Genomic DNA, 18211 nt, shown 5'->3' on the forward strand with positions numbered 1-18211 from the left:
ACAACTAACAATTTATAATTACAATTACAATTTAGTCATATTGTTAGCTAAAGTTTCAATGAATTTACTGATTGGTCCTTTGATCATCATAGCCATCATGGCGTTGAATTCTCCTTCAAAAAATAATTGTACAGCACTTTCTGAATCTGAAATACTATCAATGTTTGAAACCAAAGTAAAAGGAAGTTTATCACTTGCGGCTCCCAAAACAATTTTGTTTGGTGCTACTTTTTCCTTCATTTTTAGTTTTATTTCCGGCATACCTTTCAATCCAAAAATAAAAGCATCTTCACCAATTACTTCAAATTTAGCGATATTATCCGGCATTAATTTTTCAAAATTCTTTACATCAGACAATTGATCAAATAAATCTTGAGCTGATTTCTGAACAGTAACTTTTGGACTTTCTAAGTTCATATTTTATTTTTTATTTTTTTTTAACCGCAAAGGGCGCAAAGGTTCTTTTTATATTGTAAATTTATTATAAACACAAAGTTCGCAAAGCTAGATCTAATCTAAAATCGACAATCTAAAATCTAAAATTAATCCTGTCCCCAAGTTGATGGAATTGCGTTCCATTCCTGCAAGGTAGATTGCTGTTCTTCAGTGATATATTGTTTCTGAACAGCTAATTCTAATAAGTTTTCGTAGTTGCTCAAAGTGTACAAATCAATATTTGCGTTTTTGAAGTTTTCTTCGGCAACACCAAAACCGTAGGTAAAAATCGCTGCCATTCCTTTAATATTAGCACCTTCATTACGTAGAGCTTCAACAGCCATCAAACTGCTGTTTCCGGTACTGATTAAATCTTCAACGACAACCACATTTTGGCCTTTTTGTAAAAAACCTTCAACCTGGTTTTGTCTTCCGTGTTTTTTAGCTTCCGGACGCACATATACAAATGGCAATCCAAGGCTTTCAGCAACAAGAATTCCAATTCCAATAGCTCCAGTGGCAACACCGGCAATAACATCTGGTTTTCCAAATTGTTTTTCAATGTTTTTCGCAAATTCATCACGAACATAATTTCGGATGATCGGAAATGAAAGAATTAACCTATTATCACAATAAATAGGAGATTTCCATCCAGAAGCCCATGTAAAAGGATTTTCTGGATTCAATTTAATTGCATTTATTTGCAAAAGCAATTCGGCTGTTTTTTCGGCAGTATCTTTATTAAAAATCATAGTACAAATGTATAAAGTTTTTGTGAACGACAAACCACTTTTTTTGACAAATGAAATCTCAAGAGAGACTAATTTTCAATTATTCTTGTTGGAGAGTATTGATATTGAGCAGCTTATAGTGAAAATTTTTCAAAATAAAATTCAAAAGGCCTACTTATATCACCCCGACGAAAGAGAGATTATGAAGACTCTAAAAGCTAAAATCCCGGTTAGTAAAGCGGGAGGAGGCTTTGTATACAATAAAAAAGGAGAAGTTTTATTCATTTTCAGAAACGGAAAATGGGATTTACCAAAAGGCGGAATCGAAAAAGGGGAAGAAATTGAGAACACTGCGATGCGTGAAGTGGAGGAAGAAACGGGCGTTGGTCAACTTCGAATCATAAATAAACTCCAAAAAACGTATCACGTTTTTAAACGCAACGGGAAATACAAACTTAAAATCACGCATTGGTTCGAAATGTTTTCTGATTTTGAAGGAACTCCGCAAGGTCAAATTGAAGAAGGAATCGAGAAAGTTGCCTGGCTAAATCCGGAACAAATTAAAGAAGCCTTAAAAAACTCCTACGAAAATATTAAACTACTTTTTGAAGAAGAAAATAAAATTTCGATTGAAGAGTAATATAGAAGAAGAAGTAAGAATCAAGATAGAACTTAGCAGCTTAGAAAATTATTTTGGGCGTGCCACCATTAAAAAAAGGCCCAATGAGCATTGCGTTCATTGGGCCTTTTCTTAATGCTGTCGGGCTATCCGCTCCGCCGCGGCGGATTGCTTCTATCCCTCACGCAAAGCTACACGTTGTAAATAATTGTTTCATTTTTCATGGTTTCAAGTTTACGAATCGCGTTAACTTTTGTAATAAAAATATTTGCATCATCAATATATAATAACACTGATTTAGGATTTTTTACAATTCCAAAAGGCAAACTAATTTCAATATTATTTTTGCATTCAATTTTCACATTATGAGGTTCTAATTTGCCTAAGAATGCAAACTTTACAAGCTCATTATTTTTTTCGTAATCACCTTCAAATTTGCTGATATTTTCAATTAGGCTAAGTGGAATTTCAAGCGAATTAAAAAGTCCATACTGAATTATAATTTTATCAGTAGTAATAAAATGTCTTCTAAAAATAATTGCTTTTAACTGTCCGGTTAAATTGATTAAAACATAAATGTGCAATATTAAAAACAGAATTGCACCGTTTTTGCTTCTTGAAATAAGTAGCATGTGTACAGTTACGGCTTCAGCAATTGAAGCCAGCATTAATCCAATATAGATGGCACTTACGCCACTATTTTTAAATCCTGTATATTGATTTTCAGAAGTTTTGTTGTTTGACCATTTTATAAAACAATAATAAAAAGAACAAATTTCGAATGCGATAATTTTGCCCAATTTTTTAAATTTAATTGATTTTTGCAATGCATTCGTTATTAGCGAATAATCGTCATGATTTTCTATATTATTTTGTTTTATAGTTCTTTTAAAGTCCAAAATAAAACGAACAGATGTCCAGATTAAAAACAAAAGGAATGCGATATTGAAGTAAATTTTCCAATCAAAAATAACTTCAAAGAAATTTCCTTTCATTGGAAATAAATAAGGCGCAGTTTTAAAAGCCAAATAAAAAACAAACCAAAAAGTAAATTCTGTTTGTTCTTTTCTACTTAAAAAATAATAAATAATAGGTGCAACGATAAGAAAAAGTGTCGTTAGAATTGAAAATGAAATCGCACTATTTTTTGGTATAAAAAAGAAATCTATTAATAACAAAATAGTTTCTATCATTCCAAAAACAAGAAGAGCATTGTATTTTTTTACCATATTGCAAATTAATGATTTTAAATGTTTTTTAGATTATTCAAATTTGGTTTAAAAAAAACAAGTCTAGATTAAACTTTGTGATCTCTGTGTTTTTCAACACACTAGAAATCAAAAACTTAGTAAACTTTGTGGCTAAAATTAAAGCAATCGATAAACAGGATATTGCATATGCGCCTTTTCATAATAAACAGAATGTTTGTAAATCCAGTCTAACTGTGCTTCGGAATTTTTAGCAAATTCGCGGTCATTTTGTTTTTTAGTTTCTAATTCAGCTTTTAAAACTGGATTCTCTTTTAGCAATTTCGCAGCAGTATCTTCAAAAATATATTCGGAATAATGTTCTTTTTGTTGTAAGATAGGATCAAAGAAATTCCAGTTAAAAAAGGAATCAACACCTTCTGGTTCAAAAGCTTCTACTAAATATTTCACACCTTTTTGGTTTGTTGAAACGAGATAGTCTCCTTTGGCGAAAGCTATTTTTACCATTTTAGAATTTATGGTTGTATTATAGTGTGGATAATGCCCTTCATAAGCACTTGAAAATGTTTTGAAATCAGCAATTTTATAACTTTCCACTTCAATAATCGTATCGTTTTTAAGCTGTGTAAACGAAATATTATTGTTCTTCAAGAGATCAATAATATTCCAATAGCCACGCGGAATGATATAAGCAGATGGAACAACAACGTCTTTTAGTGATTTGAATTCTTTTATATACGGAACATCTTTTTTATACGGTTTACTTCGATCGTAGTACAAACGATTTCCAGTTGTAGCATCACTTTTTTTGTAACCGGCTTCAAATCCTAAAAACGAAAAAGTCGTAGCTTTTGTACTATCCAGTTCCCATTTTAAAGTGTATGGCTTTTTTGGTTGATATTGTTCAAGATTCTTAATTCGCAATTCTTTGATTTTTTGATAATTGGCATCCGTAAAATCCATAGTCGATTTCATGTATTCGTAAGTCATTTTTACACGCTCTGCATATTTTTTCAGCATATGTGTTTCAACTACAAATCCAATTGTATTGAATAAAGAAGTATAACCCGTCGTATATCTCGGACTATCCACAAACTGACCAAAACCTTTATCAGGCGTATCTTTAAAAGAATCTACGTAAGGTGTTGTTTCGATTTTCTTTTGCTGTAAATCTTTTACTAAAGCAGGCATCATTACATCATTCATGTAATCTCCCAAAACAGTTCCTAATTTATTATGCTGTGTCATAATATAAGTTAATTTGTATTGATAATCAGAACCGTTGCTTACATGATTATCAATAAAAACATCGGCATTAATTTTCTGGAAAATCTCGACAAAACTCTTCGTATTTCGCGTATCAGATTTCATTAAATCACGATTTAAATCATAATTTCTGGCATTTCCTCTAAAACCATAAACTTCCGGTCCGTCCTGATTGGCTCTTGTCGTTGAATTTCGATTTAAAGCTCCGCCGATATTATAAATCGGAATACAAACCAAAACAGTATTTTTTGGTGCTTTTAGTTTTCCAATGGCTAAATCTCTATAAAATTGCATTGTTGCGTCGATTCCATCCGGTTCGCCGGCATGGATTCCGTTATTGACAAAAAGAACCGCTTTTGTTTTCTGAATTTTATTAAAATCAAACTCCTTGTCTGGATTAAAAGTCACCATATGCAAAGGTTCTCCAGAATCTGTTAATCCCATTTCTTTAATTTGAATCGTTGGAAAATCATTGGCTAAAAGCTTAAAATAAGCAATAGTTTCCTGATAAGAAGCAGATTGATTTCCGTTTCCTTTCTCAAAAAAAGTATCGTATTTTTTATTGTTTTGAGCGAAAATGGTAAGTGTAAAAAGTGAAATGAAAATGGTAAAAAGTTTCATGAATTCGGGTTTTTAATAGAAATCAAATATAAAAAATTAGTTTCAGGTTTTTCTTGTTTCAGGTTTGATATACTTTGCCTATAATTTAACCACAGAGTGCACAAAGGTTTTTTGCATCTCAAGGTTTATAAAAAAACACAAAGATCACTAAGCTTTGCGAACTTTGTGTTTTTCAACAGATTCTAAACATAAACTAGTATAAAACCTTTGTGCACTCTGTGGTTAAATTGTAGAAGTTAAATTGTAGACAAAGTATATCAACGTGAAACCTGAAACAAGAAAAACCTGAAACAACTTTTTTTACCTACTTTTGCAAAATGAATAAAAAACACCATTCCAACAACATACTTTCGAATTTAGGAATTGAAAGCCTAAACGAAATGCAAGAAGTTGCTCAAGACGCAATTTTAAATGACAACAATGTTTTACTGCTTTCTCCAACAGGATCAGGAAAAACATTGGCCTTTTTGCTTCCAATTTTAGAATTATTACAGCCTGAGATTCTTTCGGTTCAATGTTTGATTTTGGTGCCTTCACGTGAATTAGGTTTGCAAATTGAGCAGGTTTGGAAGAAAATGGGAACGAAATATAAAGTAAACATTTGTTATGGTGGACATTCTATAGATACTGAAATTAAGAATTTAAGCAATCCACCAGCGGTTTTAATTGGAACTCCTGGAAGAATTGCGGATCATATTGACCGAGATACTTTCCGTACTGATAAAATCCAGACATTGATTTTAGATGAATTTGACAAATCTTTGCAATTGGGCTTCCACGAGCAAATGTCTTATATTATTGGAAAATTAACGAAACTGAACAAACGTGTTTTGGTTTCAGCAACTTCAGATATTGAAATTCCGAGATATACAAGAGTTGTGAATCCTACGGTTTTAGATTTTATTCCGGAAGAAGAAGAAAAAGCGAATCTTTTGATGAAAATGGTGGTTTCGCCAGCAAAAGATAAATTGGAAAGTTTGTTCAATTTAATTTGCTCGTTGAAATCACAATCGGCTATTATATTTTGTAATCACAGAGATGCGGCTGAACGTATTAGTGATACTTTAAACGAAAAAGGAATCTACGCTACCTATTATCATGGTGGAATGGATCAGGACGAGCGTGAACGCGCTTTGATTCAGTTTAGAAATGGAAGTATGAGTTATTTAATCACAACAGATTTAGCGGCACGTGGATTAGATATTCCCGAAATGAAACACGTAATTCATTATCATTTGCCTTTAAAAGAAGATGAGTTTACACATCGTAACGGTCGTACCGCACGTATGCAGGCTTCAGGAACCGCGTACATTATTATCCACGAAAGTGAAAAAAAATTAGATTACATCGACTACGGAATGGAAGTTCTAAAAGTTGAAAATACTACAACATTGCCAAAACCACCAGAATATCAAACTATCTATATTAGTGGTGGAAAGAAAACAAAACTGAATAAAATTGATATTGTTGGATTCTTTTCTCAAAAAGGAAAATTAGAAAAAGGCGATTTAGGTTTAATTGAGGTAAAAGATTTCATTTCGTTTGCAGCAGTAAGATACAATAAAGTAAAAGATTTGCTAAAAAACATCAAAGATGAAAAAATGAAAGGCAAGAAATTTAAAATTGAAGTTGCCAGAAAAGTGGTGAAGAAAGAAGAGGAAAGGTAAGGTTTTTTGTTTCGGCTATCTCATTTTAGCTTTTTTTGAGGTAAAATTGAGATAAAATTTAAAACCTAAGCAGAGATTTTTAGTGATTTTTGTAGTAAAATTTTTTCTTTTTTAGAGCATTTTTAAGCTTCTAAAATCGATATTTTAAAGTGTTTTTATTACTCTTTTAGCCGGATTTTTACTAAATAATTAATTGATTTTCAGTGGTTTAATTTGTTATTGTGTCTGAATAGAATCAATTTTAAACAACAATCTTAATCTTTTGTTAATAAATTAACCAATAAGACTTTATTTTATCATAATTTCTGCGTTTATTGTACTAGTAAATAATAAACCCCAAATTAATTATGAAAAGAATTATTACGATTGCCGTTTTGTTGATTAGCGTTGTCTCTTTTGCACAAATTAAAGTTCTTGAAACTGTTCCAGTTGAGAAGTTAGGAAAAGTAAATAACAACTACATTCAGAAAATCGGAGATGAATATACTGTATACTACACAAGTATTCAAAACGATGATGAAGATGGTTCAGCTTTGAGAAAATTTACGTTTAAAAACGTTAATAACGATTACGCAAGTCTTTACAGTATTATCATGAATGGTTTTGGTGCAAGTCCGTTATATGATATCAAATTAGAATTGCCAAACAATTATATTTGGTTACATTACACAGGAAGTGTTATTCCTGAGAAAGCTACAGTTCAGTTTATGGTTTCAAGCAAAGAGGCTTCTTCTGCAACTAGCAGTGTTTCTGAGCCATTCGTAAAAGATCAGATTAATAAATTATTCCAAAAATAATTTTTAGTTTCTCCCGAAGCTTCGGGATCAGGTTTTACTTGTTTCAAGTTAAACCTTTGTCATGAAACTGTAAATAATACTAAAAAGGCTATTCAAAACTGAATAGCCTTTTTTTGTTTCAGGTTGCTTACTTTATGTTGATTTACCACAAAGTACGCAAAGTTTTTTTTAATATAAGGTTTTGTAAAAGCACAAAGTTCGCAAAGCTTTTTAAATAAAACCTGGCGAACTTAGCATAAATCTTTGCGTACTTTGCGGTAAAAAAAACTTAGAATCTTAGTATCTTAGAACCTTAGCGCCTCAAACTTAAATTTTCTTCACGTACTGTGTAATAATCACAATCTGCTGACCATCTACTTTTCCTTCAATATATTCAGCATTTTCATGATCTAAACGAATGTTTCGTACAGCAGTTCCTTGTTTGGCAACCATGCTTGAACCTTTTACTTTTAAGTCTTTAATTAAAACTACAGAATCTCCATGTTCTAATATAACTCCGTTGCTGTCACGGTGAACCAATTTGTTTTCATCGTCTTCGCCTTCTCCGGTTGCTTGCGCCCATGCCAGAGTATCTTCGTCTAAATACATCATATCTAATAATTCCTGAGGCCATCCAGCGGCGCGCATACGGCTTAACATTCTCCAGGCTACAACCTGCACGGCAACATTCTCATTCCACATGCTATCGTTAAGACATCTCCAGTGATTTAAATCAACGTTATCCGGATTTTCAATTTGGTCAATACAAGTACTGCAAGCTAATATACTTTCGTCAAGTCCGCCTTTTTTGGTTGGCAATACCTGATATACTTTTAAATTTTCTTCGGCGCCACAAAGTTCACATTTAGATCCGCTTCGTTTGTTCAATTCTCTTTCGATGCTCATTATTTCTGTTTGTTTAAAAATGCGAAATTACTTATAATTGCTTTCGCTTGCAAGTTTATGTTTCGTGTGTTTTTTGGCTCACGGATTTTACAGGTTGAAACGGATTGTTGCTGGTTTTTATTTTTTAACCCTAACCGCATCCGGAACGAGTAATTCATATTCACCTCCATTTCGCAATACATCACGAACAATGCTTGAACTTATATAAGAAGTTCTTGCAGCGGTCAATAAAAACACAGTTTCGATTTTAGAAAGACGTCTGTTGGTGTGCGCAATAGCTTTTTCGAATTCAAAATCGGCTGGGTTACGCAAACCTCTTAATATGAAATGTGCTTTTTCTTTATGTGCCAAATCTATTGTCAAACCCTCATATGTAATAACGGATATTTTTGGTTCGTCTTTGAAAGTTTCTTCAATAAAACGTTTTCTTTCTTCTAATGAAAACATGTATTTTTTTTCGGCGTTGACGCCAATGGCAATTACAATTTCGTCAAATAGAGAAATTCCTCTTTTGATGATATCTTCGTGACCAAGTGTAATAGGGTCAAATGATCCTGGAAATATGGCTTTTCGCATTTTTTTCTTTTTAAGGTTCAAAGCTGCAAAGGCACAAAGGCGCAAAGGCTTTTTTTAGGTTTTAAGGTTCTGAGTTGCTAAGTTTCTAAGATTTTAATTTATGTTATCCTCAACGTTTTAATAGCCGGAACCCATTCGTCTTTTTGGCATACTTTACATTTTGCAGTTCCTGGTTTTTGTTCTTCTGTATGACCGCAAAAAGTGCAGGCATGGATGCCGTTGTTTACTATTTGTTTACTTTTGTCGTTAAATAAGCCGGGTAAAATAGGTAAACCGTACTTTACATCTTTATCTTCATAAAAGAACACACTAATTTCTCCACTAGTTTCTATAAACGCATGTTTTATCTGACCCAAATGTTCGATAGATTTTATACGTAATTCTGAGAAAAATTCGTCTTGCGCCAGACTTTCTTTTTTAAAAGTTGAAACAGAAAATTTACCATCCTGAATAAGGCATTCAGTTTTGCCTTCTATAAACTCTTCAAATTTTTTGCTTTTTCCTGTCAGCCAGGTTACCGAACGATATAAAATGATAATGACAGTAAAAACTATTGCAGCAGGAATAATCCCGACATCTTCATAAAACATTGGATCTCCAGCTGCAGAACCTAATGCAATTATAATTACGGTTTCAAAAATTGATAATTGTTTGACACCTCGTTTTCCTGCTAACTTTAACGTTAGCAATAAAATGATGAACATTACAGTAGAACGAAATACCACTTCTAAGGCAAAATTTGCCGGTAAGTCATTGTAAAATAATCTATTCCATTCGAAGATTTCTTTCATTTTTTTTGAGGTTCAAAGGTTCAGAGTGGCAAAGGTTCAAAGGTTTTTTAGAAACCAGATAAATTGTTTTTATTTAAAAAAGGTTCTGAGATTTTATCATCTCAGAACCTTACTATCTTGGCTACGCCAAAGCTAACTCAATCGCATTGGTAAATAAATCTTCAAGAGATATTCCGGCTGCTTTGGCTTGTTGCGGAATTAAACTTTCGGTTGTTAGACCTGGAATAGTATTCATTTCAAGCATGTATGGTTCGTTGTCTACGATGATAAATTCGCTTCTTGAGAAACCTTTCATTTTTAAGACTTCATAAGCACGTTTGGCCGTTTCTCCAACTTTTTGAGTCAGTTCATCTGAGATTCTGGCTGGTGTAATTTCTTGTGATTTTCCTTCGTATTTGGCTTCGTAATCGAAGAAATCATTATCTGAAACTATTTCAGTAATTGGTAAAACTTTAATTTCTCCTTTATAATTGATTACACCAACAGAAACTTCAGTTCCGTCAAGGAAACTTTCGATGATGATTTCATTGTCTTCTTTGTACGCAACTTCAATGGCAATTGGTAATTCAGCTTCTGTTTTTACTTTTGAAATTCCGAAACTAGAACCTGCTTTATTTGGTTTTACAAAACATGGCAAACCAACTTTTTTAACGATTTCTGTCGTATTGATAACGTCGCCTTTATTTAGGTAATAAGAAATAGCCGTTTTGATTCCGTATGGTTTTAAAACAGATAATAAATCACGTTTATTGAAAGTCAATGCTGATTGGTAATAATCACAAGAAGATTGTGGAATTCCTAATAATTCAAAATACGCCTGCATTAATCCGTCTTCACCGGGAGTTCCGTGGATCGCGTTGAAAACACAGTCAAAAGTGATTTTTTGATCGTTTACAGTTACTGAAAAATCATTTTTATCAATAGCATATTCGGCATCTTTTTCGTCTACATAAACCCATTTTTCTTTAAAAATATGAATGCGGAATCCGTTGTATTTTGTTTTGTCAAGATATTGGTGAACGACATTTCCGCTGATAAGAGAGATTTTATATTCGCTTGAATACCCGCCCATGATAATGGCAATATTTTTCATGTTTTACTGTTTATTTGTTTAATCGTTTATTTTGTTTAATCGAAATGTTCTTTTGAAAATGAGTGTCCTAGCCCTGATGGGAGCGGCATCCTTTTGTGCCGGGGTTCGGCGCAAAAGATACAGCGGACAGCAGGAAACAGCTCCTGATACTAACGAGTATTAAAAGCTTTCTTGCCTAAAACAAAATTATCATTTTTTTTGAAACGAAATAGCTTTATCTTTGCCACTAATAAAAATAAATTTATGAGTTTACGTCAGTATTTAACAAGCCGAGTTTTTTTCGTGCAAATTTTAATAGCGTTTGCTATTATTGCTCTTTTAGGTTATTTGTTTATGCATTGGTTGACTTTTACCACTGATCACGGACATGAAATTGCGGTTCCTAATTTATCTAAATTGACTGAAGAACAAGTCGAAGAGAAATTGGACGAATTAGACTTAGATTACGTGCTTTTGGATAGTGTTGATTACAGAAGTGAATTCCCAAAATACAGTGTTGTTGAGCAAGATCCGTTGCCGGGAACGAAAGTAAAAGTGGGAAGGAAAATATATATCAAAATTAATGCTTCAGGATTTTCATCGGTGAAAATCCCTGATTTAATCGAGAAAACGTATCGTGAAGCGGTTCCAACTTTGAAGGCTTTAGGTCTTGAAGCGGGAACGATTACCTATATTCCAAACCTTGGAAAAGATATGGTTTTGGAGATGCGTTATAAAGGAAGAAATTTAAAAGTAGGAGATCGTGTGCTGAAAGCTTCTAAAATCGACTTGGTTTTAGGTGACGGAAAAGCAACGTATGTAGATGATAGTCAGGTAACAGACAGTTTGGCTGTGCCGGAGACAGAAACCCCAAAAGATGAATAATACTATTGAAAATTTAGATCTGGAAGACGAATTATTTGAACATTTCAGATTTGAAGTACCTAAAGGTCAGGCGCTTTTGCGTATTGACAAATATTTAATGAATTTGATTCAGAATGCGACGCGAAATAAGATTCAGAACGCCGCAACTGAAGGTAATATTTTTGTAAATGATATTCCGGTAAAATCAAATTATAAAGTTAAACCATTTGATGTTGTAACAGTTATGTTATCGCATCCGCCGTTTGAAAACCATATTCTTCCGGAAGATCTTCCGCTGAATATTGTTTATGAAGATGACGCGCTTTTATTAATAAATAAAGAGCCGGGGATGGTGGTGCATCCGGGGCACGGTAATTATACCGGAACTTTGGTAAATGCTTTGGCACATCATTTTGATAATTTGCCAATGAACAGCAGTGAGCGTCCGGGATTGGTACACCGAATTGATAAAGATACTTCAGGACTTTTGGTTGTTGCCAAAACGGAAGCAGCGATGACGCATTTGGCGAAACAATTTGAAGCTAAAACATCTGAACGTGAATATATTGCCCTTGTTTGGGGAAATGTTGCCGAAGAAGAAGGAACAATTGAAGGAAATCTTGCCAGACATTTAAAAGACCGTATGCAAATGGCAGTTTTTGCTGATCCTGAAATAGGGAAACCAGCGATTACACATTATAAAGTTTTGGAGCGTTTTGGTTATGTGACTTTGATTTCTTGTAAATTAGAAACAGGAAGAACACACCAAATTCGTGCGCATATGAAGCATATTGGACATCCGTTGTTTAATGACGAACGTTATGGAGGTCATTTGATTTTGAAAGGAACTACGTTTACCAAATACAAACAATTTATTGAGAATTGTTTTAAAGCATTGCCACGTCAGGCTTTGCATGCCAAAACACTTGGGTTTGTGCATCCAAATACAGGCGAAATGATGCGTTTTGATACGGAACTGCCTCAGGATTTTCAGGATTGTATTGAGAAATGGCGTAATTATGGAAAGACGCATAGTATTGAAGACGAAGAGAATTAAATTAGATAATTTGTCAATTAGAAAATTAGATAATTTCTTATAATAAAAAAGCTCCTGTTTGGAGCTTTTTTTGTTTTTACCATTAAGATATTAAGTCAATTAAGTTTGCTTTGAACTTAATTTTCTTTAAGTAACATTAAGCTTAATTAACTTAATATCTTAATGGTTCTTATATTTTTTAGTTTAACTCCGAGTGGTATTTTATTTTTCCAATTGAACCGGTTGGATTTGGAAGCAATTCAAAAACAGAAGTAGGAGCAAGACCTTGTTCTATGCGATGTGAAACGTATAGAATACTCACATTTGTTTCTTGTTTTATGGTATTGATAAGCTGAATAACCATATCTACATTTTCATCGTCTAAACCTTCTACAGGTTCATCTAAAATTAATAGTGGCGGATGTTTTAAAACGGCGCGAACAATTAATCCCACTCTTTGTTGACCGATAGAAAGATCAATAAAACGTTTTTTTCTTAAATGTGTCATCTCGATTACTTCAAGCCATTGCAAAACAATTTGTTTTTGATGCGTAGTTGGCTCGATATAAAGTCCGATAGAGTCGAAAAAACCTGAAAGAATCATTTCTTCAAGAGTGTGACCTTTTTGAAATAAATCGGTCATTGAGGTTGTGAAGATTCCGATTTGTTTTTTAATGTCCCAAACACTTTCTCCGGTTCCTTTTTTTCTTCCAAATAGATATAAATTTTGACCAAATCCTTTTGGATTATCTCCGGTAATCAAAGATAAAATAGTACTTTTTCCGGAACCATTCGGGCCAATTAATTGCCAGAATTCGCCTTGTTTTATAGTCCATGAAATGTTGTCTACAATTTTTCTGTCATCATAACTTACCGAGACATTTTCCATTTTTATTAATACACTTTCGTGAAAAGAATGTGGTTCTATCGCTTTGGGAATTGCAGTTGTATTTAAAGTTTTAAAATGATGATCTTCCACTTTTGAAATTGGATGTAATTCAAATGAATTGTCCTTAATCTGAGCTTTGTTCGGAACAAAATGAAGCACATCAACAACACGATTTACTATTTGAATAATAGAAATTATGTTCGCTAAATCTTTTAAAGATTCAGCTAAAATTACTCTTGAAGCCTGATCTAAATGATCGAATGGATTATCAAAAATGATAAAATCCGGTTTTTGGTTAATGCAGTATTTTAAAAATTCTTTTTTGCGTTCTCCCGATGAAAAAGTTCTCAATTGTCTGTGTGATTCCGGAGAAGCTTCTACAGAATCATATTGGTATTCTTTTTCGATGAATTTCTCAATTGCAATGTCTGAAAACAGAATTCCTTTTTGATTATTAAAAACGGCTAATTCTCCTTTGGCGCTGCCGGAAAGCAATATGTCTATAAAGGCTTTTTTATTTACTAAGTTTGATAAAAGGATATCCCAATGCTGCATTTCTGTATTTTAAAATAATTATTCTGTTTCTTTTGTAAACATTTCGCGATCGTTTCTGGACCATTCGCTCCAGGATCCCACGTAAAGTTTCGGAATTTCAATTCCGGCATAATCCATTGCTAATAAAGTGTGACAGGCTGTTACTCCCGAACCACAATGAACGATTACGTCTTCTGATTTTGTGTTGCCTAAAATGGAAGTATATTTTTGATTCAAATCTGAAGCTGATTTATAGAAACCATCTTCATTTAGATTTTCGCTAAACGGAACATTAATTGCTCCGGGAATATGGCCTGCAATTAAATCCAGCGGTTCTGTTAAGCCATCAAAACGATTTTTATCTCGTACATCAATTACAATATTCTGATTGCTATTTCGGGCTTTTTCTACTTCTTCGATATCGGCGACAGCCAATTTCCATTCCGAAACTTTATATTCAGTTGAATCAAAATGTTCGATTTCTGAACTTGTTGAAAAACCAGTTTTTATAGCTGCCTGTATACCGCCATTTAAAACCTGAACTTTTTCATGACCAATTGCTCTCAACATCCACCAAAATCTTGCTGCGGCGTTTGATCCGTTTTTGTCATCATAAATAATGACATGACTTTTTGGAGAAATTCCAAGTTTAGAAAGTACTTCCGAAAACTTTTCTAAGGAAGGCAATGGATGTCTGCCGCCATTTGCAGGATTATCTACAGCTGCTAAATCCCGATTTAAATCGACATAACGCGCACCTTTTAAATGTTCGTTTTTATAGTTTTCTTCGGCATTGATTCCGGCTCTGGCATCAATTAAAACAATTTCTGATGAATCCTTTAATTGTATTAATTTTTCAGGATTTATTATGGGAGAAAGTTTTTGTGACATTTTAAAATCATTTATTTTTTTGAATTTCCGAAGTAATTTAATGCGTTGAGAATTAATTTACTTTGCGTTTCATTTTCAAAAGTATACGAGAGCGTTTTGTTCGTTCCGTGTTCGTAGTCAATATCATTGTGCCCCATATTTACGTAGAGCATTTTATATTTTTTATTCGTCCAAACGACGGGATAATATCCACTATGCCAAATTTCATGCGCTTTTGGTCCGGTTCCTAAAGGAAAACTGCTTTCGTCAATTGCCAGTAGAATTTTAATATTTGAATTTTTCGTTAGATCATTGCTCCATCGGTACCATTCGTTGGGTTGTGATGAAAAAGTTTTAGGAAGCCCTTTCGTTATCGGATCTTGATTTTCAACTCTTAAAACTGCCGATGTTGGTCGCCAGGTATTGCTTCCGTATTCGCCAGAACCTAAGAAAGTATTATGATACCAATCCCAGTTTTGAGGATAAGAAGAATCGTTTAAGGCAAAAGCCGAAAAATGAAATCCGATAAAAGCGCCGCCGTTCTCCATATATTTCTGAAAAGCTTCTCGCTGACTTGGTGTTTCAGGTCTTGTATCTAAAAACAGAACTACTTTATATTGTGCTAAAAATTTAGCATTCAGATTATCCCAATTGCTGGTTGAATCATATTCGAAATGATTTTGTTCAGCCATTTTTGGAAACCATTTATTGGCTTCATGAACAAAGCTGATATGCGCCTGATCATTTTTTGCGGTATAAAAAGCAATGACTTTAAATTTTGGGTTTGTTTTTTTAGACTGCGAAAACCCTAAAAAGCAAATTGATAAAAGAACAATCAGAATATATTTTTTAGACATAAAATCTTTTTTTAGGGATTAACCAGGGATTTTTTCGATTAGTATTTCATTACCAGCCAGATCAAAATAAATACAAGTCATTTCGATAATATCAACTCTCCACTTTGCTATTCCGCATTGCCCGCAATGATTGCAAAAAGTCATATAATCGGTTTCGCCATGTTGGTGTTTTACTAATAATTCAATAAACAACTCTTTATTTACAGTTGAAGATATTCCTATTGCATTATATTTTTCATCAGAAGCAACTGTGTAATTGTTTACACCATAATATTCGGTATGTCCGTCATTTACAAACGTATCATAACCTTTTACGCCCAAAATGATTAGGTCCTGAATGTAATTTGGAAAATCTGCTCCACTTTTTACTTTAGCATGCGCTTCTTTGATTTGTTCTATTGTAAACATATATTTTTAGTTTTAGATTATTAAAAAGGTTGCCACGAATTTCGCTAATTTTTCTTAGTACACGACAAAAGTTAAAATAGGAATTCGTGTTAATTTGTGAAATTAGTGATGAAAAAATTATTCTTTCAAAAATACAATTAATGGTTTTATAAATTGGTCGAAAGACTCAATATGTGGTAAATGCCCCGTGTTTAGAACTTCTATTAATTTTGAATTCGGAATTGCTTTTTGTGTTTTTTTACCTAATTCGGCATAGTTTCCCATTTTTTTTCTGACTTCTTCAGAGACTAGATTTTTTCCTAAAGCCGTTTTGTCTCTTGTACCGATGATTAAAAGTGTTGGACTTTTGATGTTTTTGAATTCGTATACAACAGGCTACGTAAAAATCATATCATATAAAAGCGCTGAATTCCATGCTACGCGATCATAATTAGGAGCTGAAGTCCAACCGGCACCTAATTCAGCCCATTTCTGAAAATTGTCATTCCATTTTCCATCATAATAATTTTCCATTTGGTATTTTTTGATGGCTTGATAATTTTGTTTTAATTCAGATTCGTACCACCAATCGACAGGTTTGTAAGGAACAACCAACTTCCAGTCTTCTAAACCAATTGGGTTTTCCAGAACTAATTTTGCTGTAGTTTCAGGATACATTAAAGCAAATCTTGTAGCGAGCATTCCGCCCATAGAATGCCCAAGAATAGTTGTTTTGTCGATTCCCAAATGATCTAAAAGTTTTTTGGTGTTCTCAGCCAATTGCTGAAAAGTATATTGAAAATTATCTGGTTTTGAAGATTTTCCAAAACCAATCTGATCCGGAACGATGACACGAAAACCTTCTTTTGTCAAAGCTTTAATCGTTGTTTCCCAATAAGCTCCGTTAAAGTTTTTCCCATGAAGTAATACAATATTTTTCTTGTTGTAATTTTCAGGAATTATATCCATATAAGCCATTTTTAAAGATTGGCGTTGGTTGCTCAGTTCTATAAATTTTACTGGAAAAGGATATTCATAATTGGTTAAATTGATATCTAAAGGCTTAATATTTCCTTCTTGAGAAAAGCAAAAAAATGGAAAAAGCAGTAAAATCAGTTTTATAATTTTCATTTTCAGGCAGATTTAGGATTAAGAACTATAAAATTACCGCTAACCATTTTGAAAAACAAAAATTAAAGTCTTAAAGTTATCAGAAAAATAAAACAAAAATATATCGGTCAATATGGAGATCTATTTTGAATTTTAATCACATGTAAGAAGTTGATTGCTAAAATATTACACTTAATCGAGTAATGTGGTAGTTTTAAAGAACTTCGATTATTAACAAGAAAAATAGATGTAAATTAGAGTAAGAATGTTGTTAGCTAAACTTGGTATTATGAAAAAAACGATACTATTACTCTTGCTCACAGTCCCCACATTTGCCCAGGAAATCAACACATTTGATTTCGCTGTTATAAACTCTACATTAATATCTGCAAATATCGACCTCGATAAAGGGCGGAGCGTTGTCGCGGCCAATGAAAATCAATATTCGGCTTATTTTCAGTATGCATTTAATATGTGTGATGATGACATTATTTTTGGTGCCGGAATTGATAAGTCGGAAATTGACCGAACTTATATTGGTTACATCGGTAAAATATGCGGTAAGTTTAGGGCTACTATTGGTATTGGTTATCTCGAATCGAGAAGCGGTTATGATGGAACCTTTACCGGTTTTAGTGTTTCCTGGCATTTCTCTGAAAACACTTATATTGGCGGAAATCTTGAAAACCTGCATTCGACAAGTATAGATTATGAAACTGATGAGAGTTTTGATTACTATAAAAAACTAGTTCCTAAGGTTTTTGGAAGTTATGAAGTTATTCCCAATGTTATTGTTTTCGGGCAATTAAGCAGTCGGGTAAATGATATTGCTCTAAAATATCAGGTTCGTCGTTTTTCAGCCGGCGGATTTTATTCCGGACATGGAGTAGGAGGTATTTTTGGAACCGTTAATTTAGGCCGATTTGCCATTTCCTGCAGCACGACTTTTGATAAAGTAAATTTTGGTTTGAAGTTTCAATGAGGCATTACCCGACA

At 33.2% G+C, this 18211-nt stretch carries 18 protein-coding genes and 1 pseudogene; 6 read left to right on the forward strand and 13 right to left on the reverse strand.

The window, feature by feature from the left end; genetic code table 11:
* Positions 1-24: 24 nt before the first annotated feature.
* The gene (locus AC1RRN_RS02265) at positions 25-417 is read right to left on the reverse strand and encodes an SRPBCC family protein (RefSeq protein WP_492965739.1); all 393 of its coding nucleotides are present in this window, start codon (positions 415-417) and stop codon (positions 25-27) included.
* A gap of 125 nt (positions 418-542) precedes the next feature.
* A complete protein-coding gene (pyrE, locus tag AC1RRN_RS02270; protein ID WP_089354431.1) occupies positions 543-1187 on the reverse strand; it encodes an orotate phosphoribosyltransferase in 645 nt (214 codons plus the stop codon).
* 7 nt (positions 1188-1194) lie between these two features.
* Here pyrE and AC1RRN_RS02275 point away from each other — a divergent pair, with 7 nt between their 5' ends.
* Positions 1195-1806 carry an NUDIX hydrolase gene (locus AC1RRN_RS02275; protein WP_492965741.1) on the forward strand — a complete coding sequence of 204 codons (612 nt, stop codon included), beginning with the start codon at positions 1195-1197 and terminating at the stop codon, positions 1804-1806.
* 170 nt (positions 1807-1976) lie between these two features.
* Here the strand turns inward: AC1RRN_RS02275 and AC1RRN_RS02280 are convergent, their stop codons facing one another.
* Both AC1RRN_RS02280 and AC1RRN_RS02285 read right to left on the reverse strand, forming a co-directional pair.
* Entirely contained in the window at positions 1977-3014 is a 1038-nt protein-coding gene (locus AC1RRN_RS02280) for a hypothetical protein (RefSeq protein WP_492965742.1), read from the reverse strand.
* Positions 3015-3152: 138 nt separating this feature from the next.
* Complete coding sequence (locus AC1RRN_RS02285) at positions 3153-4880, reverse strand: M14 family metallopeptidase (RefSeq protein WP_492965743.1); 1728 nt, start codon at positions 4878-4880, stop codon at positions 3153-3155.
* A gap of 317 nt (positions 4881-5197) precedes the next feature.
* Between AC1RRN_RS02285 and AC1RRN_RS02290 the strand changes: the two genes are divergently transcribed.
* Positions 5198-6547, forward strand: a complete 1350-nt coding sequence (locus tag AC1RRN_RS02290) for a DEAD/DEAH box helicase (RefSeq protein WP_492965744.1) — start codon at positions 5198-5200, stop codon at positions 6545-6547.
* A gap of 347 nt (positions 6548-6894) precedes the next feature.
* Entirely contained in the window at positions 6895-7344 is a 450-nt protein-coding gene (locus AC1RRN_RS02295) for a hypothetical protein (protein WP_492965745.1), read from the forward strand.
* A 306-nt stretch (positions 7345-7650) separates the two neighbouring features.
* On the opposite strand, the gene AC1RRN_RS02300 is transcribed toward AC1RRN_RS02295, so the two are convergent.
* The 4 genes from AC1RRN_RS02300 to AC1RRN_RS02315 all read right to left on the reverse strand — a co-directional run bounded on the left by AC1RRN_RS02300 (position 7651) and on the right by AC1RRN_RS02315 (position 10689).
* Positions 7651-8229 carry a PhnA domain-containing protein gene (locus AC1RRN_RS02300; protein ID WP_310295860.1) on the reverse strand — a complete coding sequence of 193 codons (579 nt, stop codon included), beginning with the start codon at positions 8227-8229 and terminating at the stop codon, positions 7651-7653.
* Between the two features lie 117 nt (positions 8230-8346).
* Complete coding sequence (gene coaD / locus AC1RRN_RS02305; protein ID WP_492965746.1) at positions 8347-8805, reverse strand: pantetheine-phosphate adenylyltransferase; 459 nt, start codon at positions 8803-8805, stop codon at positions 8347-8349.
* Positions 8806-8903: 98 nt separating this feature from the next.
* On the reverse strand, positions 8904-9596 hold the full coding sequence (locus tag AC1RRN_RS02310) for a DUF421 domain-containing protein (protein ID WP_492965747.1): 693 nt from the start codon (positions 9594-9596) through the stop codon (positions 8904-8906).
* 121 nt (positions 9597-9717) lie between these two features.
* The gene (locus AC1RRN_RS02315) at positions 9718-10689 is read right to left on the reverse strand and encodes a D-alanine--D-alanine ligase (RefSeq protein WP_492965748.1); all 972 of its coding nucleotides are present in this window, start codon (positions 10687-10689) and stop codon (positions 9718-9720) included.
* A gap of 243 nt (positions 10690-10932) precedes the next feature.
* Here AC1RRN_RS02315 and AC1RRN_RS02320 point away from each other — a divergent pair, with 243 nt between their 5' ends.
* Positions 10933-11553, forward strand: coding sequence for a PASTA domain-containing protein (locus AC1RRN_RS02320; RefSeq protein ID WP_492965749.1), 621 nt, complete (start codon positions 10933-10935; stop codon positions 11551-11553).
* Positions 11546-12589, forward strand: a complete 1044-nt coding sequence (locus tag AC1RRN_RS02325; protein WP_492965750.1) for an RluA family pseudouridine synthase — start codon at positions 11546-11548, stop codon at positions 12587-12589. Before AC1RRN_RS02320 ends, AC1RRN_RS02325 begins: the two co-directional genes overlap by 8 nt.
* A 178-nt stretch (positions 12590-12767) precedes the next feature.
* Here the strand turns inward: AC1RRN_RS02325 and AC1RRN_RS02330 are convergent, their stop codons facing one another.
* The 5 genes and pseudogenes from AC1RRN_RS02330 to AC1RRN_RS02350 all read right to left on the reverse strand — a co-directional run bounded on the left by AC1RRN_RS02330 (position 12768) and on the right by AC1RRN_RS02350 (position 17236).
* The gene (locus AC1RRN_RS02330; RefSeq protein WP_492965751.1) at positions 12768-14012 is read right to left on the reverse strand and encodes an ABC transporter ATP-binding protein; all 1245 of its coding nucleotides are present in this window, start codon (positions 14010-14012) and stop codon (positions 12768-12770) included.
* Positions 14013-14030: 18 nt separating this feature from the next.
* Positions 14031-14882 (reverse strand): sulfurtransferase, encoded by an 852-nt coding sequence (locus tag AC1RRN_RS02335; protein WP_492965752.1) that lies wholly within the window; start codon positions 14880-14882, stop codon positions 14031-14033.
* Positions 14883-14893: 11 nt separating this feature from the next.
* The gene (locus AC1RRN_RS02340) at positions 14894-15718 is read right to left on the reverse strand and encodes a ThuA domain-containing protein (protein ID WP_492965753.1); all 825 of its coding nucleotides are present in this window, start codon (positions 15716-15718) and stop codon (positions 14894-14896) included.
* An 18-nt stretch (positions 15719-15736) separates the two neighbouring features.
* Positions 15737-16126, reverse strand: coding sequence for a DUF1398 domain-containing protein (locus tag AC1RRN_RS02345; RefSeq protein ID WP_492965754.1), 390 nt, complete (start codon positions 16124-16126; stop codon positions 15737-15739).
* A 117-nt stretch (positions 16127-16243) separates the two neighbouring features.
* Positions 16244-17236, reverse strand: a pseudogene (locus AC1RRN_RS02350) (alpha/beta fold hydrolase).
* 268 nt (positions 17237-17504) lie between these two features.
* Between AC1RRN_RS02350 and AC1RRN_RS02355 the strand changes: the two are divergent.
* Positions 17505-18197 (forward strand): hypothetical protein, encoded by a 693-nt coding sequence (locus tag AC1RRN_RS02355; protein ID WP_492965755.1) that lies wholly within the window; start codon positions 17505-17507, stop codon positions 18195-18197.
* The last annotated feature ends 14 nt before the right edge of the window (positions 18198-18211 follow it).

Source organism: Flavobacterium sp. GW821-FHT11G01, from assembly GCF_058808175.1.